The organism is Streptomyces sp. NBC_00234 (genome assembly GCF_036195325.1).
Taxonomy (GTDB): Bacteria; Actinomycetota; Actinomycetes; order Streptomycetales; family Streptomycetaceae; genus Streptomyces.
Window position 1 is genome coordinate 7443364 of record NZ_CP108101.1, and the last position, 26188, is coordinate 7469551.

General features: G+C 68.3%; 23 protein-coding genes and 4 pseudogenes. 15 read left to right on the plus strand and 12 right to left on the minus strand.

The features are described from left to right. Positions 1-2 precede the first annotated feature (2 nt). A complete protein-coding gene (locus OG230_RS32590) occupies positions 3-449 on the plus strand; it encodes a DUF1772 domain-containing protein (protein WP_328907346.1) in 447 nt (148 codons plus the stop codon). 324 nt (positions 450-773) lie between these two features. After that, positions 774-1199: a DUF4267 domain-containing protein gene (locus OG230_RS32595; RefSeq protein ID WP_328907347.1), complete on the plus strand. Its 426-nt coding sequence runs from the start codon at positions 774-776 to the stop codon at positions 1197-1199. Between the two features lie 176 nt (positions 1200-1375). Here the strand turns inward: OG230_RS32595 and OG230_RS32600 are convergent, their stop codons facing one another. The 3 genes and pseudogenes from OG230_RS32600 to OG230_RS32610 all read right to left on the minus strand — a co-directional run bounded on the left by OG230_RS32600 (position 1376) and on the right by OG230_RS32610 (position 3538). After that, a complete protein-coding gene (locus tag OG230_RS32600; RefSeq protein ID WP_328907348.1) occupies positions 1376-1852 on the minus strand; it encodes a hypothetical protein in 477 nt (158 codons plus the stop codon). Positions 1853-1889: 37 nt separating this feature from the next. Further along, positions 1890-2148: pseudogene (locus OG230_RS32605) on the minus strand (NF041680 family putative transposase); the annotation flags it as partial. A 277-nt stretch (positions 2149-2425) separates the two neighbouring features. Beyond that, on the minus strand, positions 2426-3538 hold the full coding sequence (locus OG230_RS32610; RefSeq protein WP_443051433.1) for a PP2C family protein-serine/threonine phosphatase: 1113 nt from the start codon (positions 3536-3538) through the stop codon (positions 2426-2428). Between the two features lie 359 nt (positions 3539-3897). On the opposite strand from OG230_RS32610, the pseudogene OG230_RS32615 reads away from it, so the two are divergent. Then, positions 3898-4568 (plus strand): annotated as a pseudogene (locus tag OG230_RS32615) (transposase); the annotation flags it as partial. Between the two features lie 394 nt (positions 4569-4962). Here the strand turns inward: OG230_RS32615 and OG230_RS32620 are convergent. Both OG230_RS32620 and OG230_RS32625 read right to left on the minus strand, forming a co-directional pair. Next, a complete protein-coding gene (locus tag OG230_RS32620) occupies positions 4963-7035 on the minus strand; it encodes an RNA polymerase sigma factor (protein WP_328907350.1) in 2073 nt (690 codons plus the stop codon). Then, complete coding sequence (locus OG230_RS32625; protein WP_443051615.1) at positions 7032-7349, minus strand: YciI family protein; 318 nt, start codon at positions 7347-7349, stop codon at positions 7032-7034. The genes OG230_RS32620 and OG230_RS32625 overlap by 4 nt, the downstream gene beginning before the upstream one ends. 182 nt (positions 7350-7531) lie before the next feature. On the opposite strand from OG230_RS32625, the gene OG230_RS32630 reads away from it, so the two are divergent. The 6 genes and pseudogenes from OG230_RS32630 (at position 7532) to OG230_RS32655 (ending at position 14706) form a co-directional block, all read left to right on the plus strand. Next, positions 7532-8248: a DUF998 domain-containing protein gene (locus OG230_RS32630; protein ID WP_328907352.1), complete on the plus strand. Its 717-nt coding sequence runs from the start codon at positions 7532-7534 to the stop codon at positions 8246-8248. Between the two features lie 101 nt (positions 8249-8349). Next, positions 8350-8946, plus strand: coding sequence for a dihydrofolate reductase family protein (locus tag OG230_RS32635; protein ID WP_328907353.1), 597 nt, complete (start codon positions 8350-8352; stop codon positions 8944-8946). Positions 8947-10555: 1609 nt separating this feature from the next. Continuing rightward, positions 10556-11930 (plus strand): annotated as a pseudogene (locus OG230_RS32640) (IS1380 family transposase). 580 nt (positions 11931-12510) lie between these two features. Continuing rightward, positions 12511-12939, plus strand: coding sequence for a hypothetical protein (locus tag OG230_RS32645; protein ID WP_328907354.1), 429 nt, complete (start codon positions 12511-12513; stop codon positions 12937-12939). A 304-nt stretch (positions 12940-13243) separates the two neighbouring features. Continuing rightward, positions 13244-13936 (plus strand): hypothetical protein, encoded by a 693-nt coding sequence (locus OG230_RS32650; RefSeq protein WP_328907355.1) that lies wholly within the window; start codon positions 13244-13246, stop codon positions 13934-13936. A 359-nt stretch (positions 13937-14295) separates the two neighbouring features. Further along, positions 14296-14706 carry a DUF6193 family natural product biosynthesis protein gene (locus OG230_RS32655; protein WP_328907356.1) on the plus strand — a complete coding sequence of 137 codons (411 nt, stop codon included), beginning with the start codon at positions 14296-14298 and terminating at the stop codon, positions 14704-14706. A gap of 201 nt (positions 14707-14907) precedes the next feature. Here OG230_RS32655 and OG230_RS32660 read toward each other — a convergent pair whose 3' ends face one another. Next, positions 14908-15564, minus strand: coding sequence for a response regulator transcription factor (locus tag OG230_RS32660; protein ID WP_328907357.1), 657 nt, complete (start codon positions 15562-15564; stop codon positions 14908-14910). Beyond that, on the minus strand, positions 15561-16700 hold the full coding sequence (locus OG230_RS32665; RefSeq protein ID WP_328907358.1) for a sensor histidine kinase: 1140 nt from the start codon (positions 16698-16700) through the stop codon (positions 15561-15563). Before OG230_RS32665 ends, OG230_RS32660 begins: the two co-directional genes overlap by 4 nt. Positions 16701-16862: 162 nt before the next feature. On the opposite strand from OG230_RS32665, the gene OG230_RS32670 reads away from it, so the two are divergent. Both OG230_RS32670 and OG230_RS32675 read left to right on the plus strand, forming a co-directional pair. After that, positions 16863-17327 (plus strand): DUF6326 family protein, encoded by a 465-nt coding sequence (locus tag OG230_RS32670; protein ID WP_328907359.1) that lies wholly within the window; start codon positions 16863-16865, stop codon positions 17325-17327. Positions 17328-17596: 269 nt separating this feature from the next. After that, positions 17597-18007: pseudogene (locus OG230_RS32675) on the plus strand (ATP-binding cassette domain-containing protein); the annotation flags it as partial. 499 nt (positions 18008-18506) lie between these two features. Here OG230_RS32675 and OG230_RS32680 read toward each other — a convergent pair. Next, a complete protein-coding gene (locus OG230_RS32680) occupies positions 18507-18983 on the minus strand; it encodes a hypothetical protein (RefSeq protein ID WP_328907360.1) in 477 nt (158 codons plus the stop codon). Between the two features lie 295 nt (positions 18984-19278). On the opposite strand from OG230_RS32680, the gene OG230_RS32685 reads away from it, so the two are divergent. Both OG230_RS32685 and OG230_RS32690 read left to right on the plus strand, forming a co-directional pair. Continuing rightward, entirely contained in the window at positions 19279-20337 is a 1059-nt protein-coding gene (locus OG230_RS32685; RefSeq protein ID WP_328907361.1) for a vWA domain-containing protein, read from the plus strand. Positions 20338-20750: 413 nt separating this feature from the next. Further along, positions 20751-21089, plus strand: coding sequence for a lysine transporter LysE (locus OG230_RS32690; protein ID WP_328907362.1), 339 nt, complete (start codon positions 20751-20753; stop codon positions 21087-21089). Positions 21090-21243: 154 nt separating this feature from the next. Here the strand turns inward: OG230_RS32690 and OG230_RS32695 are convergent, their stop codons facing one another. Next, positions 21244-21897, minus strand: a complete 654-nt coding sequence (locus tag OG230_RS32695) for a TOPRIM nucleotidyl transferase/hydrolase domain-containing protein (RefSeq protein WP_328907363.1) — start codon at positions 21895-21897, stop codon at positions 21244-21246. 205 nt (positions 21898-22102) lie between these two features. On the opposite strand from OG230_RS32695, the gene OG230_RS32700 reads away from it, so the two are divergent. After that, entirely contained in the window at positions 22103-22633 is a 531-nt protein-coding gene (locus OG230_RS32700) for a GNAT family N-acetyltransferase (RefSeq protein WP_328907364.1), read from the plus strand. Between the two features lie 397 nt (positions 22634-23030). Then, positions 23031-23468 carry a cytidine deaminase gene (locus tag OG230_RS32705; protein ID WP_328907365.1) on the plus strand — a complete coding sequence of 146 codons (438 nt, stop codon included), beginning with the start codon at positions 23031-23033 and terminating at the stop codon, positions 23466-23468. A 134-nt stretch (positions 23469-23602) separates the two neighbouring features. Here the strand turns inward: OG230_RS32705 and OG230_RS32710 are convergent, their stop codons facing one another. The 3 genes from OG230_RS32710 to OG230_RS32720 form a co-directional block, all read right to left on the minus strand. Further along, on the minus strand, positions 23603-24043 hold the full coding sequence (locus OG230_RS32710; protein WP_328907366.1) for a hypothetical protein: 441 nt from the start codon (positions 24041-24043) through the stop codon (positions 23603-23605). Between the two features lie 102 nt (positions 24044-24145). Continuing rightward, the gene (locus tag OG230_RS32715; protein ID WP_328907367.1) at positions 24146-24769 is read right to left on the minus strand and encodes a hypothetical protein; all 624 of its coding nucleotides are present in this window, start codon (positions 24767-24769) and stop codon (positions 24146-24148) included. Positions 24770-24934: 165 nt separating this feature from the next. Beyond that, positions 24935-26080 carry a PP2C family protein-serine/threonine phosphatase gene (locus OG230_RS32720; protein WP_328907368.1) on the minus strand — a complete coding sequence of 382 codons (1146 nt, stop codon included), beginning with the start codon at positions 26078-26080 and terminating at the stop codon, positions 24935-24937. Between the last annotated feature and the right edge of the window lie 108 nt (positions 26081-26188).

Sequence of the window (26188 nt, forward strand, 5' to 3'; positions counted from 1 at the left end):
TCATGCTCAACGCGCTCGAGGTCTTCACCACCGTGGTCGTCGGCCTGATGGTGGGGGTGGAGTTCTCCGTCGCCTTCGTCATGAACCGGATTCTGGACGCGCTTCCCGAGGACAGCGGCCAGCTCGGCCACGCCCACGGCGGCCGGATGCTCGGCGCCCTGATGCCGTTCTGGTACATAGGCTCGCTCGTCCTCAGCGCGATCTGGGCCGTCGCCCGATGGCACCACCACGGCGCCGGACTCGTCGTCACCGCCGCCGGACTGCTCATCCTCAGCGTGGTCATGTCGATCCTGCTGCTCGTCCCGATCAACAACCGAAACAAGACCTGGACCCCCGAGAACCGGCCCGCCGACTGGAAGGAGCAGCTGGACCGCTGGAACCGCTTCCACTACATCCGCGTCGCCGTCCTCGTCGCCGCGTTCACCCTGCTGGTCGCCGCCCTCGCCTGATGCCACGACTGCCCCGGCATGCACTGGTTCGCCCCTGTATGCCGACGGCTTCTGCCCCGTCGGGGTGAGCCGGAGAGGGCATCGGATTTCTGACCCCGCGGGCCGGGGCCGCGCCGGTGGCGCCATCCCCCCACGCCGCGGGGGCGTCTGACCACCGAAAACCCGACAGTCGGGAATGCGGCTGTCGCTCAGATCCCACAACTGCGATCCCGGCGAGCCGCGCCCCTCGATCGGCCGCGTTCACGCGGCCCGATCAGGCCCCACACGACTCGCCAAGCTCCACGAAGCTCACCAAGCTGACGACGATTCGCATGGAGAAGAACAATGTCGCTGAAGAAGATCAACACCGTCCTGGCCGCCGCCTTCATCCTCTTCATCCTCTGGTTCGGTACGGAGTACATCCTTAGCCCGGAGACGACGGCACCGGGCTACGGCCTGCCGAGTTGGCCGTCCGGCGACGGCGACGGCTTCCTGATCATCAAGGGAATCCGCGACGTCGTCATGGCCCTGGTTCTGGGCATCCTGCTGGTGACGGGGCACCGCCGGGCGCTGGGCTGGGTGCTGCTGGTGGAAGCACTCGCCGCGTACGGCGACATGGCCAACGTGCTGGCCCACCACGGCTCCGTGGCCACCGCGCTCGGCGTCCACTGCCTGACCGCGACACTGATGGTGGTCAACGGCCTGCTGATCATGCGCGAGACCCGCGACGTCGCGGCAGTTCCGGCAACGCCCGCCCCGCAGCCCGCCTAGCGCGGATCGGGCCGTGATCAATCCGTGGGCTTCGCCCCGTTCCAGGCCCTGGCCCGGTACAGCTACCTCGCCGGCCTTCACCTGCGCGCCTCGATGATCTGGATCAAAGACCTCACCGGAGCGACTGATTGATCACGACCCGATACGCGCCCGGGCGTCGAGGTCTTGCTTGGACGTCAGTCCCATGAGTTGAAGAGCAGTCCGCCCAATGTGGTGATGCCGTACAAGCGAACTTCGCGCCATTCGCCCTGGGTGAGGACCGAGGTGTCGATGTCCGAGAGCGGAAGAGTGAGCCGCGCGCGGTCAAGCAGGACAAACCCCAGGTCGGCAAAGGCATGGGCCCATGGTGGCGGTGCGAGGAACTCGTCGGTGTACCAGTCCCGGCGTCGCTGAGCGAATGCGATCCAGGGATGGTGGGCGTGACACAGGATGACGCACTCGCCTGTGCCCTCGATGACCGTCGCGGTGTGAAACGTACGGGGATACGTCTGTTCCTCTGTCTCGCCCACATGGCCTTTGGCCACCCGGGCGGCTGCATACAGCGCTGCCCGGAACGTCCGCTGGTCGGTTTCCGGTAGCGGCCCGTCCTTCGGCCGGAAGAAGCCCGTGGCGCCTCGGGGCAGTGTGAACGCTGTGTCCTTGTCTACGGCCATGTGGCTCATTCTGCCGAGGAGAAGCCCTGGCGACGTCTCACCTGTGCTGTGAGCGGCTGCTTCGTGCAGTTCGCCGAGGCTTCCTCCCTTTCTTGTGGTGGGACGGGCGAGTACGGGCCTCGCCCGTGGCGAGGACCCGGCCCCGCATGGTGACGGATGGCCAGGCGGCGGTTCTTCGAGCCGGGTGGCCGCCCCGGACAGGGGCGCGTCGGTTTGGGTGCACCGGCTGGGGAGCCGGTCTTCGTACGGAGGTGCCTGAACCCCCGCCGCACGCGGGCGGGTGTGAGACCGTCCGGTCGGCTGGCCTATCCCGCAGGACGCCCTGATACGCGAGACTCACGACGTGTGTCGTGCCAGGCGGTGGCATACGGACCGGCGGTTGGGTAAGCGCCTGGCGGCCGTGCAGGGCGGGGTGGCGGCTCCGAGCCAACGGCGGGAGTCGAGGGGGCTGTGGCACTTGGGTGTGGCCCGGCCGGCGCAACGCCCTCGTATGCGTCATCGGGGCCTGCAGCGCGACCGCGGGGCTGCCCGCATACGTCGCGCGAGGCGAGTCGCTTCCGGTCGCGCTCAGGATCACGACAGCGTGGGTGGGCGCTCGATCGCGATCATGGCGGCGTCGTCACCCAAGCGTCCGCCGACGTGGTCGAGCAGATCGCCCCGAAGGCGGCGGAGGAATGCGTCGGGGTTGCTCTCGGTCCACCCCGTGATGCGCTCGATGAGCCGATAGAAGGCACCGGAGGAGTCGCGGGCCTCGATTACTCCGTCGGTGTAGAGCAGCAGGAAGTCCCCTGCCTCGAAGGAGAAGGTGTCGACGCGGTAGCTGGGGCGTGTCAGTTCACCGAGGCCCAGCGGAGGAGCCGGCTGGGAGGCATCGATCGTCCGGGCTCGACCGTTGCGCAGCACGATCGGCGGAGGGTGCCCGCAGCTGATCATGTGGACCTCGTCGCCCCGGTCGGGGATGTCCAGAACGGCGGCGGTGATGAAGGTTTCTCCGGTCCGGTCCGTCTCTCCCGGTTCGGACAGGCCCCAGCACACGCTTCCATCGAGATAGGTGACGAGTTCGGCCAGAGTTGCCTGGCGGTGGGCGGCGGCCCGGAACGCCCCGAGCAGCAGGGCGGCGTCACCGACGGCGGTCATGCCTTTGCCCCGAACGTCACCGATGATCAGCCGGGTGCCGGAGCCGGCGCGTACGGCCGCATACAAATCACCGCCGATCTGCGCCTCGGCCTCGGCGGCGAGATAGGCAGAGGCGACCTTCAGCGGTCCGATCCGCGTGGGCAGTGGCCGGAGAACGACGCGCTGAGCGGTCTCGGCCACGTATCTCACTTGCATGAGTTCATTCGCACGGCGCTCCCGCAGTACGCAGAAGACCACGAGGCTCGATCCGACCAGGACCAGGGCGGCGATCTGCGCCTGGTGGTTCGCCGAGAACAGGTTGTCCCGATCGCGCAGCACCGCGATGACCCCCTGGGCCACCACCGCGAGGGCGGCGACCAGCCCCGTCCCCCAGGGGCCGGCGAACGATGCGGTGACCGCCGGTGCTGCGACCAGCAAAGGACCCAGGTGGATATCGGGCGGCGCGAGAACGTCGACCACGACAACAGCCACCATCAGCGCGATCGGGACGGCCGCCAGCCCACGACTCCCTTTGAACCATCGTCGAGGACCGGCGAAGCGATGCGACACCCCTCCTCTCTACACCTGTCCTTACCGACGCGCATGAGCAGGCAAAGAGACCGGTGCGAGGGAGGGGGGCCTTCAGCAGAGCCTTGAAGACGCCCGACAGCTGACGACCGCCTCACGGCTGGGCATCGAGCGGCACGTCGAAGTGTCCCCCCCTGTGGAGTCGGCGGACGTGTGCTGCGCGCCACCGCCTGTGCAGTTGCGGGAGAATCCTTGGCCCATTATTTACCTTGGGCATTAGCCTCGCGCTTTCACGCGGCTGGGTGTCCGATGCATGATCGGAAACGCGAAGAGTGCTCCTGACCTGTAACGATGGGACTTGTCTAGGGTCCGGGTCGTCGCGTGAAAGAAGCACTCCTCAGGTGAAGAAGCGTATCGGGTCCTATCCGCGTGTCCGCATCGAGGGCGGTGGCCGGGCGGTGGTCTCCCAGGCCGGAGGGGTGCTTCTGGTCGAGACGGTCCGCAAGGGCGGCCTGGACGCCGCGATATCGGCGGCGCTCGCGCCGTCGCGGCGGCCTCGGGCGGTGCATGGTCCGGGGAAGATCCTGCTGGACGTGGCCCTGGCGGTCGCGCTGGGCGGGGACTGCCTCGCGGATGTCGCGATGCTGCGGGCCGAACGGCCGTGTTCGGGCCGGTGGCCTCCGACCCGACCGTCTCCCGGCTCATCGACAAGCTCGCCGTGGGCGGGCCGAAGACTCTGACCGCGATCCGGTCGGCGCGGGCCGAAGTGCGAGAGCGGGTCTGGAAGTTGGCTGGCTCCTCGTCGCCGGACGCGGGCGGTCAGGTGATCGTGGACCTGGACGGGGTGCTGGTCCTGGCTCACTCCGACAAGCAGGACGCGGCCGCTACCTGGAAGAAGTCCTACGGACATCATCCGCTGATGGGTTTCGTCGACCACGGACGCGGCGGCACCGGGGAGCCGGTGGCCGCGCTGCTACGGCCCGGGAACGCGGGCAGCAACACCGCATTCAGCAGTCACTGGCCCTGGACCGACGTGATCACAGGCGCGATCCAGCGACTCGACGCACTCCCGAATCCTGGATGACCAGCAGCAACGGCCCGTCCCGACGAACTCGAACCACTCACCGGAGCCGTGGAACCCGACGCGACAGCCGGGTCATCGTCCTACCCGTCACCGACCCGACAAGCCGAAACGGACCGCCGGAGAATCCGACGGCCCGGCACGAAAGATCGAGGCTAGTAGAGCGTGGCCACCTCATCACACGCCTCTGACATCACTATCGGTGAGATCCCCACAGAGAGTGGACCAGAGCCGGCAGTCGTGGACAAAGCCACTGCAGCCCTCGTCGGCGTGGGTGTGGTCGCACAGGCAGGTGCACCGCTTGTGGTCGACTTCCCAGCCCAGTCCGGTAGGGCCGTCGCCCAGGAGCCGGATCAGGTCGGGACACGGGGGCCGGGTTGGTTTCTCAGGGTTCGGTGCCGTCCCCGTCTCTGCCCCCGTCCCCGTCCCAGTCCCGCAGTTGGCGCAGCGCGAGGCCGGTTGCCGACTTGCACAGGAACTCTGCGCGCTCGTAGGACAGTCGCCCTCGGCCGCTCTGCGGGCAGACGTCGGCCGCGCCCAGGATGCCTGCCCGCGCCGGACCCGGGCGTCGGTCGGTGAGGAACACCGGGCCCTGGGTCCGGCCGTCCAGGAGTTCGGACAGGAGCGCGGCCGTTTTCGATCGCCAGGTGATCCACGCGCCACGCCGGTCCGACCGCCGGTCCGCGAGGCAGGCTCGTCGCTCCGGCAGGTCCAGGTCCTGGACGTTGAGGGCCAGCAAGGCCGTGACGGTGGAGCCCGACTCGTGCAGCAGCGTCCACAAGGTGCGCTCCCGCAACGAGGCTTCCACCTCTCCCGGCCACGCAGTTCCTGGCGGGACCGGGGCGGGTACGGGCGCCGGTGCGCGGCAGCGCCGGGGCATCCGCTGGGGGATGGCCGCGTCAAGGTCCGGGGTGTCCGTCCACGCACCGAACGCCCTCACAGCGGCGCGGTGCCGGTTCCACGTGGACGCCGCCACGCCGCCCCACGAGAGGCGGAAGGCACCGGCAATCTGATCGGCCGTCAGTGAGGTGAGCGGCATCCCCACTCCCAGAGCCAGCCGCAGTCGCCACAACGTCTGTCCGTACGAGCGGGCCGTCGCCGGTGCGAGCCGGTCCTGGGCCAGGAACGCGTCGATGGCCTCCCCGAACGTCGGCGTGGATGCGTCCCCGACCGGGATCGCCTCGGCACGCCGCGTCAGGTACGCGCTTTCGGCGGCGTTCCGGGTCAGCAGCGCCGCACGCTCGAACTCGCGGCGGGCTTCTTCGCCGCGCCCCAGGCGCAGCAGCAGGTCGCCGCGCACGCCGGGGAGCAGGTGGTAGTCGCGGAGCGCAGGGTCGGGGGCGAGCGTGTCGACGAGGGCGAGGCCGGCTGCGGGGCCGTCCGCCATGCCCACCGCGACCGCCTGGTTGAGCCGCACCACGGCGGTGGGTAGGAGGCGGGCGAGGGCGGCGTACAGTCCGGAAATCCGTGCCCAGTCGGTCTCCTCGGCGGTGCGTGCCTGGGCGTGGCAGATGGCGATCGCGGCCTGCAGTACGTAGGGACCTGGCTGGCCGGGTGTACCGGCCGCGCGAGCCCGCAGCATCGCCGCGAAGCCGCGACGGATGAGCAAGGGGTCCCAGCGTCCCCGGTTCTGCATGTGCAGCGGAACCGGTTCGCCGGCGGGGCCGGTGCGGGCCGCCGTGCGGGAGGCATGGACCTCCATGAGCGCCACCAGGCCGTGTACTTCCGCCTCGTCGGGTACCGACCGGGCGAGCAGGCGTCCCAGCCGCAGCGCCTCCAGGCACAGGCCGGGCCGCATCAGGTCGTCGCCCGAGGTCGCCGAGTAGCCCTCGTTGAAGATCAGGTAGACGACCTCCAGGACGGAGGCGAGGCGTTCGGTCAGCTCGGCGCCGTCCGGTAGTTCGAACGGCACCCGCTCCTCGGCGAGTGTGCGCTTCGCCGTGGCGATGCGGCGGGCGATCAGCGGCTCGGCGGTGAGGAACGCGCGGGCGATCTCGGACGCGGTGAGTCCGCCGAGCAGCCGCAGGGTCAGGGCGACGCGTGCCTCGGTCGGTAGGACCGAGTGGCAGGAGACGAACATCAGCCGTAGCACGTCGTCCTGCTCTGAGGCGGGATCGGCGGACTCGGCGGACTCAAGATCGTGGTCGACGCCGCCGTCGCCATCACCGTCGAGCCGCTGCTGCTCGGCCAGTTCGTGCGCGAGCGTCTCGCCGTGCTCGGCCAACCGCCGGTCGCGGCGGATGTGGTCGACAGCGCGGCGCTTGGCGACGGTGGTGAGCCAGGCGCCCGGATTGTCCGGGATTCCAGACTCGGGCCACCGTTCCAGCGCCGCGACCAGCGCGTCCTGTGCCAATTCCTCGGCCACGCCGACGTCGCGCACCATGCGGGTGAGCGCGGCGACGATACGGGCCGACTCCATCTTCCAGATCGCGTCGACCGTGCGGTGGACGTCCGTCACGGACCGAAGACCTGCTGGATCATGCTCTCGCCGTCACCGACGATCTTCCGGAACCGGCGGCCCAGTTCCACCGCCTCCTCCTGGGAGCGGACCTCGATGAGGGCGAAGCCGACGACGGCCTCCTTCGACTCGGCGAACGGGCCGTCCGTGACGGTGATGACGCCGCCCTCGGAGACCAGCCGGACACCTCCCGGTTCGAGCCCGCCGGTGGCCAGCAGCGCACCTGCGGCGCTCAGCTCCTCGATGAAGGCGCCCATCTCGGCGAAGAGCTTCTCGTCGGGGACCTTCGCCGTCTCCGAGGCCTTGGTCGTCATCAAGTAGCGCATGGTGTCTCTCCGGTTTCGTCCTGCCCGGCCGGATCGCCGGGGCGTACTGACACGTCGTACCGACGATGTGACAGGGAATTCGCTGATTCCCTGTTGTATCAGCGGATCGACGTCGGTGTGAGCCCCACGGAAGAAGTCCGAGGCCCGCCCGCCCCTCGAAGGAGCCCGTCGTGACCACCAGCACCCGCTTCCCGCACGCCACAGCCACAGCCACCACAGCGGCAGCGGCCGCCGACCAGGCTCGCCCCGCTGCCCGGCGCGGCTCGGTCGGCACCCGTCGGCTGCTCGCCTGCGCTGCCGTCGCCGGTCCACTGTGGGTGGCCGTGTCGGTCGCCCAGGCACTCACCCGCGAGGGGTTCGAGCCGACCCGGCACGCGCTCAGCCAGCTGGCCACCGGATCGCTCGGCTGGCTGCAGATCACCAACTTCGTGATCGCCGGGATCCTGGCCACGGTGGGCGCGGCCGGACTGCGCCGGGTCATGCAGGGGACGGCCGGTGGTGTCGCGGTGCCGCGGCTGGTCCGGGTGGTCGGGGTCGGCATGGTCGCCGCCGGGCTGCTCACGATGGACCCGGCGGACGCCTTTCCGGTGGGCACGCCGGAGGGCATCCCGCAGTCGATGAGCTGGCACGCGTACGGACACATGGCCGCCGGGTCGATCACCTTCGCCTCGCTGATCGCCGCGGGCTACCTGTTCGGTCGGCACTTCTCCCGGCTCGGCAACCGGCGGCTCGCGGTGGTCTCCCGCGTCTCCGCCACGGTGATGCTGGCCGGCGACGCCTGGTCGATGAGCGGTGGTAAGGCGGGCGCGCTGACCATGGCCATTGGCACGACCGTCATGTTCACGCTGCTCGCGTACGTGGCCGCGCACTACCGGCGTACTGCCTGAGGGCCACCGCCAAAGGTCTCCATGACCAGCAACCAAGTCACCAGCAACTAAATGACCAGCAACCAAATCATCAGCAACCCACGAGGAAGCGAGACAGTTCGATGCGCATTGTGATGGGTGAATTCGTCAGCCTGGACGGCGTCATGCAGGCCCCTGGCGGCCCCGACGAGGACACCGACGGAGGGTTCGCCCACGGCGGCTGGACGCACCCGTTCTTCGACCCGCAGGTGATGGGCGGCGCCCTCGCCGAGTGGGCCGCCGACACCGACGGGCTGCTCTTCGGACGCCGCACGTGGCAGACCATGGCCGCGGCGTGGCCGGAGCGGGCCGGTGACCCCTTCGCCGACCACATGAACTCGGTAGCCAAGTACGTCGTCTCCAGCACCCTGGGCGAAGCCGACCTGACGTGGAACAACACCACCCGCATACCCGGCGACCAGGCACTCGACCAGATCCGGAAGCTGCGTGACACCGAGGGCCGGGACCTGGTGGTGATGGGCAGCCTTACGCTCGCCCGCACCCTCCTGAGCGAAGGGCTGGTCGACGAACTGCGGCTCATGATCATGCCGGTGCTGCTCGGCGGCGGAAAGACGATCTACCCGGCCGACGGCGCGCTGCGCACGCTTGAGCTGATCTCGACCGTGGTCAGCAGCACGGGCGTGCACGTGTGCACCTACCGACCGGCGGCCGCAGGGTAGCCCGCGCCCGGGATGGGGTTCTCACCGCGCGGCCGGGTACGCACCCGGCCGCGCGGTGGCCCACCCGAGCGGCCTGGTGGGCATCAACTCTCTCCATCGAATCGGCCGTGAGACGCTGCAGGCCATGGGAATCGTGGACGGGCTGTCATCGCCTGCCGGTCGAGCTCACAACCTGCGTGCCCATGCGACTCCGTCACCAAGGACCACTCGTCCAGCTCGCCTTGCGGAAGCCGCCCGCACCACAGTCCCGTACCAGGCACGACCGCTGACCCGCATGGGCCCCGACCGCAGAGCGGTCGGGGCCCATGCGGGTGCCTCCAGTGGCCCGCGGTGTCCAGGGACAAGTCCGCAGGGGCGTGCGTTCGCCGATGACGAGCTCATGATTGATCTTCCACTGGTGTCCAGTCGGCTGGCCGGGCTGCCGCGTGAGGCGCGTGGCTATCCGGTTTCTGCGGAGAACGGCAGGGTACGGGCCAAGCCGCAGCTGGCGCTCCAGCTGCTACCGACTCGCGCAGACCCGGGCCCGGGCCCAACAAGCAGCGATGGTCTGACTGTGGATGATCACGTCATTCCCCAGGAGCTGGCCAATGGGCCTTCGGGCGGAGTGTCCATTCTGCGTGCATGGGAAAACCTTTCGACGAGCCGGGCCGGACCGACCATGATCCGCACTCGTGACGGTGCACAAGCAGTTCCTGGTCCGGGCCGCGGCTCCGTACGAGAGTGGAGCGACCCCTGCGACGAGGAGAGCCCCGGCGACGAATCGCCCGGCTCGCCGCCGCAGAAGGAGTTCTGCGGCCCCGCCCTTGAGTACGCCGTCCCGTTGACCGTGTACGCCGGGGCGGAATGTTCCACGCTCGGCTGGTCGTACGGCGCAGCGCCCTGGCACACCGAGGCCACCATGGGCCTCGGCGAGCAGCAAGCCTTCGAAGCGGCCTTCTGGCGTACGACATCGACCTCACCCCAGTCGCCGAACCTGTCACCGTCCCCCCCAGGGCGTGGCCGTACGGGGGCTCGCCGAGGGGTACGGCGGCGTCGGCACCCTGCACGTCCCGGCCGGCGTTGCCGCGCTGCTCGGCTGCTGCAACGTCGTACAAGAAGACCCCGCCACGGGAGCTCTGCGCACTCTCGCCGGGAACTGCGCGGTGATCGGAGCCGGTTACTCCGCCATGAACACCGGCACCCCCGCCGAGCCCGGCACTGCCTGGCTCTACATCACCGGCTCGCTCGTCATCCGCCGAGGACCTCTGCTGACCGCCCCGACCAGGCCGGGGCGTCGGTCAAGTACTGCACGAACGACCACCGCATCCTCGTTGAGCGGACCTACGTCGTTGGCACGACCTGCACCGTGTGCGCGATCCAGATCAAGGTGGCGAACTGCTGTGACTGACCTGATCCACGTCCAACCCGCCCCGAACGCCGCACGGACTTCGCCCGCTGGGCGGTCGCTCAGAATCCCAAGCTGGATACCGTGGGCCCGAACACCTTTAGCCTCGCGCTTTCACGCGGCTGGGTGTCCGATGCATGATCGGAAACGCGAAGAGTGCTCCTGACCTGTAACGATGGGACTTGTCTAGGGTCCGGGTCGTCGCGTGAAAGAAGCACTCCTCAGGTGAAGAAGCGTATCGGGTCCTATCCGCGTGTCCGCATCGAGGGCGGTGGCCGGGCGGTGGTCTCCCAGGCCGGAGGGGTGCTTCTGGTCGAGACGGTCCGCAAGAGCGGCCTGGACGCCGCGATATCGGCGGCGCTCGCGCCGTCGCGGCGGCCTCGGGCGGTGCATGATCCGGGGAAGATCCTGCTGGACGTGGCCCTGGCGGTCGCGCTGGGCGGGGACTGCCTCGCGGATGTCGCGATGCTGCGGGCCGAACGGCCGTGTTCGGGCCGGTGGCCTCCGACCCGACCGTCTCCCGGCTCATCGACAAGCTCGCCGTGGGCGGGCTGAAGACTCTGACCGCGATCCGGTCGGCGCGGGCCGAAGTGCGAGAGCGGGTCTGGAAGTTGGCTGGCTCCTCGTCGCCGGACGCGGGCGGTCAGGTGATCGTGGACCTGGACGGGGTGCTGGTCCTGGCTCACTCCGACAAGCAGGACGCGGCCGCTACCTGGAAGGAGTCCTACGGACATCATCCGCTGATGGGTTTCGTCGACCACGGACGCGGCGGCACCGGGGAGCCGGTGGCCGCGCTGCTACGGCCCGGGAACGCGGGCAGCAACACCGCTGCCGACCACATCACCGCCACCCAACTCGCCCTGGCCCAGCTCCCAAAACGTCACCGGTGAGGCCGGTCCAGACTGATTCGTACGGACTCCGCGGGCGGCACCCACGAGTTCGTCGCTTGGCTCTCGAAGCGGGGCCGGTGGCTGTCGTACTCGGTCGGGATGACCATCACCGACACCATTCACCAGGCCGTCCTGAAGGTCCCCGCCTCCGCCTGGACGCCCGCCGTCGAGCCCGGCGGCGAGATCCGCGACGGCGCCTGGACCGCCGAGCTCGACGGCGACGTCCTGAAGGGATGGCCGGGAGGGATGCGGCTGATCGTCCGCAAGGAACGGCGCACCCCGGCGCCCAGTTGCGGTTCACCGACGCCGACGGACTGCGGCTGACCTGCTTCGCCACCAACACCACCGACGTCCCGATCGCCGCCCTGGAACTGCGGCACCGCCAGCGCGCGCGGGCCGAGGACCGCATCCGCAATGCGCGCGCCACCGGCTTGCGCAACCTGCCCCTGCACGACACCGCGCAAAACCAGATCTGGCTGGAGATCGTCCAGCTCGCCCTCGACCTGCTGGCCTGGCTGCCGATGCTCGCCCTGACCGGCAAGCCGAGGCTCTGGGAGCCCCGCCGCCTGCGGCTGCGACTGTTCTCCGCCGCCGCCCAGCTCGTCACCACCGCCCGCCGCCGGCACCTGAGATTCAGCAGTCACTGGCCCTGGACCGACGTGATCACAGGCGCGATCCAGCGACTCGACGCACTCCCGAATCCTGGATGACCAGCAGCAACGGCCCGTCCCGACGAACTCGAACCGCTCACCGGAGCCGTGGAACCCGGCGCACACCCGACGCGACAGCCGGGTCATCGTCCTACCCGTCACCGACCCGACAAGCCGAAACGGACCGCCGGAGAATCCGACGGCCCGGCACGAAAGATCGAGTTTAGCTCGTACGTCGGGTGGCGCTTGGAGGCGTTGAAATAGCCCCAGACTCATTCGTGATGTCTGCGATAAAACGCGCAAATCAGATGGAATAGCTTTTGTTCCTGGACGCTTTTGGTGCGGATATGGCCCCTTTAGGGAGAGGCTCTACCGGGCTGCATGTCCAAAGTGGGAGTGGATTTGCAGACCATGTTGAGGCCGCCATGCCGAACGACTGCGCATGGCCTTGTTCTCGTCATGTCGGGGACGTGCGTTTTTGGACACGTCGTGACTTGAATTCGTCGGTGGCGGCGCCGACGGTCGGCTGCCTGCCAAAAAATGGCTCTTCTCATTCGTCGCTCGCAAAGCTAATGTTGCGCGAGTCAGTGGATGGAATGAGAGAAAGCGTGTTGATATGCGAGCGGGAAGACTTACGGCGGTGGGCGCAGCACTGGGAGCGTTCGCGGCAACCGGACTCCTCATGGCGGCGCCGGCGAGTGCATCGTCCGACCCCGTTGCGAGTTGCCGCAATTTGACATTCAATGGGCAATGTCTGGTTCTGTACTACAACAGCGGGTTGGGGGGATCCAGCCTCACGTATGAAGGCACGACGAGCGTCGCCGACATGGCGGGAGACAAGTTCCTCACCTCCGGTTCCGGTCAGGGGCAGTACGTCAAGAACAATGCGGCCTCGGCCAAGAATATGACCTCGCAAGGATTTTGGGTCAGCATCTACTTCAACTCGTACCAGGATGGTCCTTGCGACACCATCGCACCGAACAAGAGCACTTCGCAGCTGAGGAACACGTACAACGAGAACGCCTCTGCCCATTCGGGCAAGGGATCGGGTTGCTACGTCTTTAACTGATCGTTTCTGTTGTTGATCGATGTGACGGAGGGGCTCTGGGGCCCCTCCGTCGCGTGTGCACGTACCGAAGGTCTGTGGCGTGGATAGGTTTTGCCGAATGCAATCCTGGATCAGAAACTCCGTGATCGTAGCGATCTCCGGCGGCCTGCTCGTCGCTCTATCCGGATGTGCCTCCGGGGAAGAGCCTCATGCAGAGCAGCAGGAAAGTTCGAGTAGCGCACCCAAGCACCGGACTCGTGAGGCGAACCGCGGGCCGAGTGCGCGACTTCCCATTGCGCGCTACAGCCTTACGGACGAGGAAGCCGTGCTGCTCTCGAGGGCCGAGCGCCGACTCATCGGTGCATGCATGAAGAGGTACGGCTTGCCCTATGAAGAGGCCACCGTGGATCCTCCAGGACTCTCCGATCGTAGATATGGCCTCGCTGACAGGGTGGAGGCTCAGAATTCCGGATATCACCCTCCTGAATTCACCGGGAATGAGACCGTGAAACAGGCGCAGGAATCCATGCCAGTCCTGATGGGGCAGGTTTCCTCGTACCAGGGGAAGCCTGTTCCGTCAGGCGGTTGCGTAGAGGAAGCCGGTAGGCGTGTCCAAGGTGCCCCTGCTCCTCAGGATGCGGTGCAGGCCGCCACCGAAATATCACGCAGTAGTTTCGAGGAATCGCGTTCGGATCCAGGGGTTCGGAAAGTCGTATCCGCGTGGTCTCAGTGCATGAAGAGCAAGGGGTATTCCTACCCGTCTCCAGCTGATTCAGCGGCGGCCTTCGTCGAGAAGGCCGAAGTGACACGCGAGGAGAAGAGGGCTGCCACCGCTGATGTCTCCTGCAAGGACGAAACGGGACTCATCGACATATGGCTGCGGGTGGAGACGCGAATCCAGGAGGAAGAACTGATGCCTAGGCGTGAGCTGCTCTCCGTGCTGGAAAAGCGTCACCGGCAACAAGTCGAAGGAGCTACTGCAATCCTTTCGAGCACCGAATCACCCAACGGTTCTTGATGAGGGTGAGCCTTCTCGGTAGCCAGAAGGCGAGTGGCATCGGGCCGGTAGGGAGCGCCCGGCCCAACCCGACGGGTCAGGCACGACGTGCAGGGGCGGCGCGCAGGGTGCCGCGTCAGGGATCCCCGGGCGGTAGTGGGCGTATTCGGCAGCGGGTGTTCCGAACCGCTGCCGGCCCGGCTACAGGCCCAGCAGGGGTTCCCGGACGCCTAGCGCCTGACGTACGCCTGCGATGTCAGCACCTCGTGCGCTACCTGACGGAGGTGCAGGTGCGGTACCGGTGAAGCAGTGCCTCATCAGGGAGGAAGGCAAACGGCGGTCTACGTAGCAGCCGTTGCAGAGTCGGTTAATGTCCGAGCATGGCAAAGAAGGACGTACTCGGGGCAGCGCCAGACGACCCTGTGGCAGCCAAGTGGCAGGTCGTGCGGGACATGGACGCGAACCTCATCGACACGGCCCTGGTAGAGGCGGCATACGCAATCCCTGCCCTCCGGGCTCTGTTTCCGCTGGTCAGCCATGGATCGCTGCAGTTCAGCCGGTGCACCTGCTTCCCTTGGTCGCAAGACCTGCCCTCGATCTTCCCCCACGGCGAACGGCACTTCCGGGTTCTTTGGCCGCATGAGCCGCGCGGTTCGGGGCGGGAGCAGGGCGGTGGCGCTGTTACTGCCGATGAGGCCGTGGAACTCGTAGCCTCGCACCTCCCTCCGGGCTGTGGTCCTGCCCTTGACGGCACGCCCGACGACCTCGAATCGCTCGGCCGAGTCGAATAGCGTGTCCGGCTGCGGTGCGTACGAGCGGGTGCGGCCCGGCTCACTTTCGGCGGAACGCCGATCAGCAGATCAGTGGCTGGTCGACTTTAGGTGCGTCGCCTGAGCTCGCTGCCGACACCAAGGACGACTGCCAAGCGCAGGCCGCCGCCCTGCAGCCACCCGGCCGGGAACCAGTCGTCGTGCATGCACGTCAGGTTCGGTTCAGTCCCCCACCCGGCCGGTGTCGTACGCCCACATCGCGATCTCGACCCTGTTTCGGGCGCCGATTTTGGTCAGCAGGCTGGCGACGTGGGTCTTGGCGGTCGTCAAGCCGATGAATAGCTCGGCGGCGATCTCGGCGTTCGTGCGGCCACGGGCGACCAGCGTCAGTACCTCCTCCTCGCGTTCGGTGAGCGGCTCGATCGGTTGGGTCCGTCGGCTCGACGGTTCCCTGGCGGCGAGGGTGGCTAGCAGCCGCCGGGTGATGTTCGGCGCGATCAGGGCATCGCCGACGGCGGCGGCATGGACGGCCTGGACGAGCAGCGCCGGCCCGGCGTCCTTGAGCAGAAAGCCTCGGGCGCCGGCCCGGAGCGCGCCGTGGACGTACTCGTCGAGGTCGAATGTCGTGATCACCACTACCGCGATCGGGTCCGGGACGCCCCGCCCTGCGAGGAGCTCGGTCACCTCGATGCCGTCGAGCCCGGGCATCTGGATGTCGACCAGGCACACGTCGGGGCGGAGCCGATGCGCCAGCTCGACGGCGGCGTGGCCGTCGGCGGCCTGGCCGACGACCTCGATGTCGGGCTGCGCGTCAAGGATCATCGACAGGCCGGTGCGCACCAGATCTTGGTCGTCGGCCACCAGCACGCGCACCGTCATCGGCGTACCTTCGTCGGCAGTTCGGCGTCGACCGTCCACCCGCCCTCGGGCGCCGGCCCGGCACGCAGCGTGCCGCCGAGCAGCTGCACGCGCTCGGTCATCCCCAGCAGCCCGAAGCCGTGGTTCACCGACCGTGCCGGGTCGATCTGTCCGTCGTCGGTCACGCGTAGTCGCAGCCTTCCCGCGCCCCCGACGACCCGGATCTCCACACGCGAGGCGTTGCGGGCGTGCCGCAGGGCGTTGGTCAGCGCCTCTTGCGCCAGCCGGTAGACCGCCGCGTCGACCCGGGGCGGAAGTTCGTCCAGGTCATCTGGCAACTCTACGTCGACGACCGGGACCGGGGCGCGTCGGGCGAGGGACACCAGGTCGGCAACGCCGGGCTGGGGGGCGTACTCCGCCGGCGCTCCGTCGCGCAGCACCCGGACCATCGCCCGCATCTCCGCGAGTGTCCGCGACGCTTCCCCTTCGATGACCGCCAGCGCCTCGAGCGCCGCTTCAGGTCGCTGCCCGGCCATCGCCCGGCCCGCCTGCGCCTGCACAGCGATCGCCGAGACGTGGTGGGCGACCATGTCGTGCAGCTCGCGCGCGAGGCCGACCCGCTCCTCGCTGCGGCTCTGGTCCAACGCCCGGCGCCAGCTCTCGGCGCGGTAGCGGAACGCCGCTCCGTCCGCCGCCGCCGCCAGGACGGCGAACCCGCCGATGACGTCGGCCGGCCCGGTGTAGTCGGCGACCGTACCGATTCCCGCAGCGACCGCCACCACCGCCAGGCCGATGACGATCTCGCGCCCTGAGCCCCAGCGGACCAGCGCGTAGACGAGCACCAGGATGTAGATCATCGTGTCGAGGCCCACGCTCGGGGCCCCGCCCAGCAGGCTGGCCAGTCCCAACGCCATCACGGTGCCGAAGGCCACCACGACACAGGCCAACGGGTGGGTACGCCGCCACAGCAGCACCGGCGCAAGTCCGACCGCCACGATCGTCGCGAACGGCCGCCAGGCGACGTCGTCCCGGAGGACTCCCTCGAGCAGCGCCGTCACCATCAACACCCCGACCAGCACCCAGTCGCGCGACACCCGTTCGGGTGCGTCCGTGGCGCGGGGCTCGGCCCACAGCGAACTCAGGGCATTGGTAGTCACACACTCAGCCTAGGGACCGCCGAGGCGTCGGGGACCGACCGAAAGAACGAGACGCCGCTCCTCCCAACGGCCGAGGCGTGTCCGGCCTCGACACTGATGTGCCCGCCGCCGGGCTCAGCGATCGTGGACCTACCGATTCTCACCACAACAACGGAGCCTACGATGAGAACACGTCAACCCACCGCCACCGCACTGGAAGACCCGCGGATCCCGGTGAGAGCCAAGCTCGCCGCAGCGTGGACAAGCTTCACGTTCCTGTACGTCTACGTGGACATTCTCGCCTTCTTCAAGCCCGGCGTCATCGAGGACATCGAGGGCGGCGTCGTCTGGGAGTTCGACATCAGCCAGACGTTGTTGACCGCCTTCCTCGCGCTCATGGCGATCCCGATCCTCATGGTCGTGCTGTCGATGACGCTGCCCGCCCGGGCGAACCGCATCACGAACCTCATCGTGGCCTCGGTACAGGTCCCCTTCGCGGCATTCAACGCGGTGGGCGAGTCCTGGACGTACTTCTACGGCCTTGGCGTCGCACTGGAAGTGATCGTTCTCGCCCTCATCCTGCGGTACGCCTGGACCTGGCCCCGCACCACACCGTCGGCGACCATGGCGACCAGCCCGGGACCGTGAAACCGTTCGCGCCCAGCAGCAAGCGTGAACCCAAGAGCAGTCCCCGTCCTGTTCGGAGCCAACTGCCTCGGTGCCGCGGTGTGGGCCTCCTGGCGGTGGGACACCAACTACCACTGGGACGTCGCGTGGGGGCCTTCCAAGGCCCCTACCGGCAGGTCAGGTCATCGGAAGCGCACACAGGCCCACCGCATCGTCGACACCGACCCCAAGCGCGGCAACGTCACTGGCACCCGCCACGACGAGCCGACGTATCAGGTCCGAGTCCCCACCGAACCATGCGGTTGATCATGGGACTGGACCGGCCGACTTCGGGCACCGTCACGGTCAACGGCAAGCCCTACGGGCAGCACCGTTCCCCGCTGCGGGAGGTCGGCGCCCTGCTCGACGCCAAGGCCGTGCACCCCGGCCGCAGCGCCCGCTCGCACCTGCGCACGATGGCCGCCACCCACAACATCAAGACCTCCCGCGTCAGCGAGGTCATCGAGATGACTGGCCTGGCCGGGGCCGCGACCAAGCGCGTCGGCGGGTTCTCCCTCGGCATGAGCCAACGCCTGGGCATCGCCGCCGCACTCTTGCGTGACCCCCGAACGCTCATCCTCGACGAGCCGGTCAACGGGCTCGACCCCGAGGGCGTGCACTGGGTTCGCCGGCTGGCGCGCGACCTGGCCGCCGAGCCAAGAGAAGGTGCGCTCGATCGCCCACCGCTTGGGCTGGACCTGGAAGCCGCGCTGGCCCCGGTCTTTACAAGAGACGTCCAGCTCGCGGCCGAGGATCTGAGCGGTCCAATCGACCAGGCGGCCGGCGAAGCTCAGGTCCGCCTAGATCTTCTTCACACCCGGGTGGTCGAGGCGGGCCCACAGGTCCTGGAAGTCGTCCGTGACGGTTTCCCTGGAGTCCCTGGCTGGCCCAGATCCGGACCCCGTTCGGAGGGACCGCGGTCCGCTGGTGCGGTGACCAAGACGCGGCGCCGGGCACGTACCACGTCGAGTGGACGGTCGACGAGGACATCGTCTGGGCGCGGAACGCGAAGCCGGCTGTCGACGTCGGACCGGTGCCGGCACGTGGGTCGAGCTCTTCCCTGAGCGCGAGAAGATCGCTCTCCACCCGTACGAACTGTGACCAGAGCTGACCGGTGTGGCCGGACCTGTCCACCGACGTCGGATGCGAGGCCCGCAGTTGCTATCCCATGACCGCTCGGGCCGCGTCGAGAAAGGCCAGCCTGTTGTCCTCCAGGTAGTCGCGCACGCTCTCACCGTCGGGCAAGCCTTCCCATACGGTCCGGTTGAGGTCGAGGAAGTACTGACGCGCCGCATCGTGCACGGCCAGCGGAAACTGGACACGGATCAGCCGTTCCGCGACCCAGAGCCTGTTCATGGAATCTCGGGTCGTGAGGAACCATGGAGTCGTGTCGTCCCACTCGTCCGGCCGGCTGAAGGCCGCACGCTCCGCCTCGGCCCCCACCTCGACGAACCGTTCCAGCAGCGTGAGTCGCTCCGCGCGCCGGGCTTCCGACAGCTCGGTCTGCTGTCGGCGCTGCTCCGTCCGCTCAGCCGACCGCTGTGTCGCGAACTGGACGAGGAAGGACAGCGCGCCCCCGAGCGCGACGCCGCCCAACGATATGAGTGACACCCAGACTTGACCTGACATGGCAGCCATCGTTCCACGGTGTTCGATCTGTAGGCGCTGCCTTTCAGATGATCTCCGAGGTGCTGCGGACACGGTCGGTCGCGGCGTCCCTCCAGGTCGGTTCTGAGTGAGCGACCCCGCCCCTGCCGTGCTCGGTCGGCTGCCATGGACGTTCGTAGGAGCCGGCGTCCGTGGGCTCCGGATCGGCTTCGTGATGCCCGTCCGGGCGCCTGGCGCAGGAGGGTGATCGTTCGTCAAAGGCCGTTGTCAGTGCCTCCCCATAGATTGAAAGCATCACTCGGGGAGCCTCGGAGAGGGAGCAAACGTGGCCGCCAACAGGATCCAACACAAGGTGAATCACGTCGCGCTGGTAGTGGACTGTTCGGGTTCCATGCGCCAGCACGAGAACCAGCTCATCCGCGTCGTCGACGAGTTCGTCGCGGGACTGAAGGCCGAGTCGGACAGTCTCGGTCATGAGACCCGTATCAGCCTCTACTCCTTCGACCACAAGGTGGAGAACCTGGTCTGGGACATGGACGTGAAGCATCTGCCGTCCATGAGGGGTCTGTACAAGGTCAACAACGGTGCAACGGCCCTCATCGAGGCGTCGCTGAAGTCCCTGGACGACCTGGGCCACATCTGGGAGGAGTACGGAGAGCACAGCTTCCTCCAGATCGTGGTGACGGACGGCGAGGAGAACGCCTCCGGTGGCGACAGGCGGCACGACGGCGACATGACGATCCTCGGCCCCTGGCTCGACAAGATCGCGGCGAAGATGGGCAGGCTTCCGGGCCACTGGACTTCCGCGATCCTCGTTCCGAACTCCCTGGCGAAGCGAACCGCCCAGAACTACGGTTTTCCGGCCGGCAACATCGCCATCTGGGATGCGGACTCCCAGGAGGGTGTCGAGGAAGCGATCGGCACCGTGCGCGCCGCTGCGACCAGCTTCCTTCGGGGCCGCGAACAGGGAGTGCGCGGCACGAAGAACCTGTTCGCCGTCGGCCAGGACATATCGGTCGACGACGTGCGGACGAACCTCGAACCGATCCCGGCCGACAGGTACCGGCTCTTGAAGGTCGACAAGGAGATGGAGATTCGCCCCTTCGTTGATTCGCACCCGGGCGTGACGTATCAACGCGGTTCTTGCTACTACCAGTTGGGCACCCGGGCTCAGGTCCAGCCGAACAAGGAAGTCATCGTGGTCGAGAAGGACACCGACCGCGCCTACACGGGCGACGCGGCGCGCAGTCTCCTGTTCGGTACGGGCATCCGGGGGACCGTCTCCGTGAAGGCGGGTAGCAATCCCACGTTGGAGGTCTATGTGCAGAGCCTTTCGGTGAACAGGAAGCTCAAGCCGGACACACGTCTGCTCATCATGCTCTGAGATACAGGACAAGGGTGACGAGCGCGGGGGCGGGGCTCGGTCACTCAGTCTCAGCCGGAGTCGTGGACTTGAACCGATGCCGGCTCGGCGAGCGCAGGCGTGCACACCCCGGCTGCTGCCCTGGCGGATCTGTCTTGACGTCTGGACGTCGTGACCAGGAATGGCGTTCGCTCAGTGGTGGGCTGGCGCTGTCACGTCGGAAGAGCGAGAGGCAGCCACGGACTACGAGATCTGGTGGGAACCAGATGCGCTCGTGCTCCCTATGGGGGAGACCTCTTGGACGTGGCTGCTGTACAGGCGAGAGCCTGGTCCTGCGAGCACCTGAGTACCTCGGCAACCATTCCGGCCCCGTGCGGGTCCCCCATACCGGGGCCCGCACGGGGCCGCGGTATGCGCGAGGACGGAGGAGCGCCGTGGGGGTCCGCAAGGTGGCAAAGGGCATCGGGGAGTTCCTGAAGGAGACGGTCGGGGAAGCCGTCGCTGAGGCGTTGCTCGGGCTGCTTGCCTGTGCCCTGCTCGCCTGCCTGGTTCTTGTCGCCTACCTGAGCTGGTCCTTCAGCCCGCGCTTGGCCTTCGTGGGTGCTGCACTGCTCAGCCTCTTCCTCGCCCACGGTGCCTGGGGGACCTTTCGGGACCCCGCGAAGGGACGCCGCCGTCGGGGCGTCGCCTCCGTGACCATGACCGGATTCACCCTGACCGCGGCGACGGCCATCTTCCTGCTGTTCTACGCCTCGGGCTGCGACTGCCTGTGAATGCCGATCGCGGCTGTGTGGCTCCGCAGTGTGCCGACTGACCGGCTCTTCCCCTTGTCAGCCGGCGAGGGTGAAGTTGTGCAGGCGCGCGATGTCCAGCAAGGCCGGCACCAACCACACCGCAGTGACGACGATGGCGAGGTGTCGGCCGTTGTCATACGTGGGTGAGCAGGCGCTCCAACGGACGAGGAACGCGCTCAAGGTCCAGGTGCGCGATGAGTGCCCGCGCGTAGAGTGCCTTGCGACCGCTGTGCGTGCCCATGAAACGGCGCAGTTGGTGCTCCACAGGCCGTTCCCGCTGTGCCGGCTGGCCCTGAAAGGTGTGGAAGGGGCGCATCTCGCCCTGAGCCTCGATCACCTGCTGCACGCCGTCGGCCCCGAGAGCGCGGATCAGCTCGTCCTCCAGGTCGGCGACGCACACGTGGAACCCGAGTGTCTCCAGTCCGGCGTGCGTGAGGCCGGACCCGAGCCCGACCCGTTGCAGGTGATGCCGGAAATGCCGTTCCTCGCCGATGTCGCAGAGACCGGCCAGCGGAAGGTCGAGGCCGGGTGGACCGCACGCGTCCAGGAAACGTCCGATGCTCGTCGCACCTCCGAGAGGCACCACCGCGATGCCTTCCTCACCGAGATCGCGGCCGTAACGGGTGGCCAGCGCTTCGAGTGCGACCTGATCGCTGCTCCCCTCGACGAGCACGATGGTCCGCACATCGCCGGCCAGCCGGCGCGCCTCTGCGGCGGCCCCCTGTGCCCCGGCGCCACCGGCAGCCCACGCGACCAGCGCCTGGCGGAATGGCCTCAACTCGTCCACAAGACCTCGCTTTCCGACGCCATCCTGGCACGGTCGAGTTCCCGTACGCACGCCTGTTTTCCTGCGGCTATGGCTTCAAGAAGACGGAGGTCTCCGGCCAACTGGACTGTCTGCTGGCTTCCCACTACCGGCTTCCCGGCGCGAAGCCCGGGCTGCAGCCGATGGCCCCCACCCTGCTCGGGACTCATGTGCCTAGGATTCGGTCGTGAACGACAGCACACCCGACGTACGGATCAGGTCGGCCGGCCCGGCCGACGTACCAGCCATTCTCGACATGCTCGACTCCGCCGTGGCCTGGATGAACGATCGCGGCAACACCGAGCAGTGGGGCACGACACCGTATTCGCAGAAGCCCGGCGGGCCGGCGCGGGTCGAGCGGTACGTGATCGAGAACGACCCGTACATAGCGGAGTTGGACGGACTATCTGTCGGAGCCCTCGTGCTGGATGACGGGCCCAGTCCGCAGATGCCGATCGCACCGGCCGAGGAACCTGAGCGGTACGTACGGCTGTTGGTCTCGGACCGACGGTATGCCGGCCTGGGCATCGGAGCGGCGCTCCTGGCCCATGCCGCAGACGAGACCCGGCGGGCGGGCGTGGAGTTGCTGCGGGTCGACTGCTGGGCTGGTGGCGGGAGCGAACTGGTCGCGTTCTACGAGCGCAACGGGTTCACCGCCACCGACCGCTTCCAGTCCGGTGTCTGGCCGGGACAGGTGCTGGCCAGGCGGGTCTGCTGACGGCGCGGCCATGTACACGTAGTTCTCGTTGTGGTGGTCCGGATCGGCGGGCACTGGCATCCCGCTTCGTGATGGCGGCGTGGGCGCGGACATCTGCGGCAGTGACGTCCGGGCGTCCCCGCTCGCTGTGCGTCGTACGCGGGCCTGCCGAGTGACATGTGTCGACTCGGCGACCGCACTGCGTCCCGCGGCGAGCGGGGCAGTGATCCTGCGGTCACGTTCCTCGAAGACGAGGGCGTCCACCGCTTCGAAGTCCGCCGACCATGCCAGCCACCAAGTGCAGGGCAGCGTGATCGTCGCTGCGACGTCACCTGGTGGAACAAGCACGCTGTGAAGTTCGCTTGCGTGACTTCGTCGCTTGGGCCAACGTGGCCTGACATCGCAAGAAGGCAGGAAGATGACCACGCAGACGCACCCCGTCGACCACCAGCTCATCCAGGCCGCGGCCCACGTCGCGCGCACGCGCTGCCGGGGCGACAACCACACGATGGCTGCCGCAGCCCGCGCCCGGGACGGCCGAATCGTTACGGCCGTGAACGCCTACCACTTCACCGGAGGACCCTGCGCCGAGCTGGTCCTCATCGGCACGGCCGCCACCCAGGGCGTCTACGAGCTCGACACGATCGTCGCCGTGGGTGATCGCGACCGGGGGGTGGTTCCCCCGTGCGGCCGGTGCCGCCAAGTGCTCCTCGACTACTTCCCGGACGTGAAGGTCATCGTCGGTTCGGGCGACCGCATCCGAACCGTTCCCATCAGTGACTTGCTTCCCGAGACCTATGTCTGGGCCGACCACCAGCTCGACGCCGAGGGAACCGCGTCGCCCGGCGCGACCTGACCCGTCGGCCGCCAACAGGGCCAGCGAACGTTGCCTGATGCGGCACTGGAACGCTCACGGGCCGACAACGCGCTGACGCGAGACCTGCCAGAACGGATCAGGCCGTGGAAAACCGCTGAAGCAGCACCGGGGGGTTACGAGGGACGAAGAACGGGATCGATTGGTGCCAGGCTCTCGTGCAGCCGACGGGCCCCCCGGGCAACACGGTCGTCGGTGTCGTCCGACATCTCCTCGCAGAGCCGTAGCGCCTCGTCCAGGTCGGCCGAGAAGATGCTGAAGACATCGACGATCGCGGTGTGGATCCAGTCGGCGTGATTGTCGTTGGCGACTGCCAGGGCGGACGCGACTATCGCCAGTCCGGCCCTGTCCTTTCGCCGAAGCAGGCCCTCCGCGGTCCGCCGGGTGACGAAGGTGTCACCCGGGTCGAGCACAAGCCCGAGCAGCGGCTCCACGGCCTCCCGCATCTCGGCGAACCCCGCCAGGCTGTGACCGGCATCCGCTCGGTCACGCCAGTCGTCGCTTCGCCCGAGTTCGCCAAGCGTCTTGACGACCGCACGCCGCAGGTCACTGTCCATGTATCCCACCCCTCCCACGATTCCGCTCGACAGGTCATCGAGTCGCCCTACAGGATGATCGCCAGGAGATGCCCTGGCCGCCTGGCAGCCGTGACCGTGTGGTCAGGCGCCGAGGTGCGAACCGTCGCCGGTGCCCAAGAGGGGGACCCTGAGTCGGCGTTCGACGGCGTTGGGCAGTGACCACAGTTCGGTACGCAGCCTCCGGTCCTGCTCGCCCCGGAGGTCGGCCCGGCGGATCCCGGGCACGGCGACGGCCAGGGCGGCCAGGGACGCGGCCAGCCCTGCGCCGAGGAGGGCACCGGCGAGTGCGGCGCCGTCCGCCAGGGCGAACGGAAACGCGACCCCGAGGCAGAAGGCGCAGAGGCCGCCGAGGATCGCCACCATCCACCACAGCGGGGTGAGCGGGTGTTCGTCGCCCAGGTGGTCGATCAGCTGCCGGTCCACGGGACGTCGCCGGGCATACTCTTCGGCGGCGGCGAACAGTTCGGACCGCCCGCGCAGCGCCCACACGGCGCGTACGCCGACCCATACGACGGGCAGCACGAACAGCGTCACGAGCACCAGGCTCACCTGAACCGCCCGCGGCACCGGCACCCAGCCGGAAGCGTCGGACACCACGGATGCCACGGTGGCTCCCACGAGTACGGCACCTGCCGCGGTCGTGGCCACCAGCAGGCCCCGGGCCCGGCGCACCCGAGGGCTGAGGGGGAACTCGACCGCGTCCAACGTCTTCTCCGTTCGATGACCGCAGGTACTCTACGCAGCCGGTCCAGGAATGTGCACCAGCTCCTCGACGCCGAGGATCCTGGGCGCCGACGCAGGCCCGTAGCGCGAGGCGCCGTCACCTCCTCGCCGCCCGCCGGAGTGGCTGGGCGGCCGCGGGCACCGGCGCTACGGCATCTGGTGCGGGGAGCGGCGGACCGCAAGGACCGCCAGGTCGTCCTGTTGTGTTCCTGCGGTGAACTCACGCATGTCGTCGACGAGCGACCCGATGAGCCGGCCGGCGGTGACGTCGACGCGGCCGCCCAGGCGCGTTTCCAGCGGATAGAAGGTGCCCTCCGGTGAACGGGCCTCGGTCAGCCCGTCGGTGCACAGCAACAGCGTGGCCCCGGCAGGGAACGCGAACCAATCGACGGTACGCGGCTCGTCCACCAGGTTCGCCAAGCCGAGCGGTACGTGTTCGTTCCCCGCACCGACAACGCCGACGGCGCCGTCGTGCAGCAGGTACGGCGGGATGTGGCCGCAGGACACGACCTGGGTCTCGGTGCCCGTGTCCACTCCCAGGACGAGGGCGGTGACGAACCGTTCCGGCTCGCCGCGCTGTGCGGAGTAGTCGTTGTGGCGCACGACCGCCGCCTCGAGCGCGTCGACGAGCGCGGTCACCGTGGGCTCGCGGTGGGCGGCTTCACGGAAGGCGCCCACCACGTCGATGGCCATGCCGATGGCGGGCAGCCCCTTCCCCTGGACGTCCCCGATCAGCACCCGGGTGCCCCACGGGGTGGCCACCACGTCGTAGATGTCACCTCCGACGAGCTTGTCCTCCTGCAGCGGCTCGTACACGCCGTCCACCAGGACATCGTCGGTGAGCAGGGGGAGGGGGCGCAGGATCTGCCTCTGCATCGCGGCTGCGGTCGACCGCAGCCGTAGCAAAGCGGACTCGCGCGTGATCCGCACCCTGGCGCCGTAGACGGCCAACACACCGAAGCCGACGGCGAACAGGGCCAGGATCACCCGGTCGAGGAGATCCTCCCCGGACCGGAAGACCACGGGTGCGATGACGACAGCGCTCACCCAGACGGAGACCATCGCCGTCTGACGCGGGCTGCACAGCGAGGCGGCGAACGCCGGCAGGAACACCAGTAGGCCCAGAAGGAGGACGGCGGACCCGGTCAGCATGCCAAGGGCGACCACTACCGCTGTCGTTGCCAAGGTCGCCCCTACGACACTGCGCGTGGGAGGCGTGCGGATGGCGGTGACTTCGTCGCTGTCCGCCAAGCGCTGCGCCGAGGGCAGCGCTCCTCGCAACAAACGGAACATGCGGGCGTCCTCCAGCGGCGACGACGTCAGGCCAGTGCGAGTGCCGCACGCGGCAGCAGACAGGCGGCCTCGATCATCCATCCCGGCCGAGGGCCCGGAGGGAGGCTG

Bases quoted from the DNA above. Each gene is read 5' to 3' on its own strand.
- OG230_RS32590 (WP_328907346.1), top strand. From the start codon at position 3: ATGCTCAACGCGCTCGAGGTCTTCACCACCGTGGTCGTCGGCCTGATG.
- OG230_RS32595 (WP_328907347.1), top strand. From the start codon at position 774: ATGTCGCTGAAGAAGATCAACACCGTCCTGGCCGCCGCCTTCATCCTC.
- OG230_RS32600 (WP_328907348.1), bottom strand. From the start codon at position 1,852: ATGGCCGTAGACAAGGACACAGCGTTCACACTGCCCCGAGGCGCCACG.
- OG230_RS32625 (WP_443051615.1), bottom strand. From the start codon at position 7,349: ATGACGACCAAGGCCTCGGAGACGGCGAAGGTCCCCGACGAGAAGCTC.
- OG230_RS32635 (WP_328907353.1), top strand. From the start codon at position 8,350: ATGCGCATTGTGATGGGTGAATTCGTCAGCCTGGACGGCGTCATGCAG.
- OG230_RS32655 (WP_328907356.1), top strand. From the start codon at position 14,296: ATGGCAAAGAAGGACGTACTCGGGGCAGCGCCAGACGACCCTGTGGCA.
- OG230_RS32660 (WP_328907357.1), bottom strand. From the start codon at position 15,564: ATGACGGTGCGCGTGCTGGTGGCCGACGACCAAGATCTGGTGCGCACC.
- OG230_RS32670 (WP_328907359.1), top strand. From the start codon at position 16,863: ATGAGAACACGTCAACCCACCGCCACCGCACTGGAAGACCCGCGGATC.
- OG230_RS32680 (WP_328907360.1), bottom strand. From the start codon at position 18,983: ATGGCTGCCATGTCAGGTCAAGTCTGGGTGTCACTCATATCGTTGGGC.
- OG230_RS32705 (WP_328907365.1), top strand. From the start codon at position 23,031: ATGACCACGCAGACGCACCCCGTCGACCACCAGCTCATCCAGGCCGCG.
- OG230_RS32710 (WP_328907366.1), bottom strand. From the start codon at position 24,043: ATGGACAGTGACCTGCGGCGTGCGGTCGTCAAGACGCTTGGCGAACTC.
- OG230_RS32720 (WP_328907368.1), bottom strand. From the start codon at position 26,080: ATGTTCCGTTTGTTGCGAGGAGCGCTGCCCTCGGCGCAGCGCTTGGCG.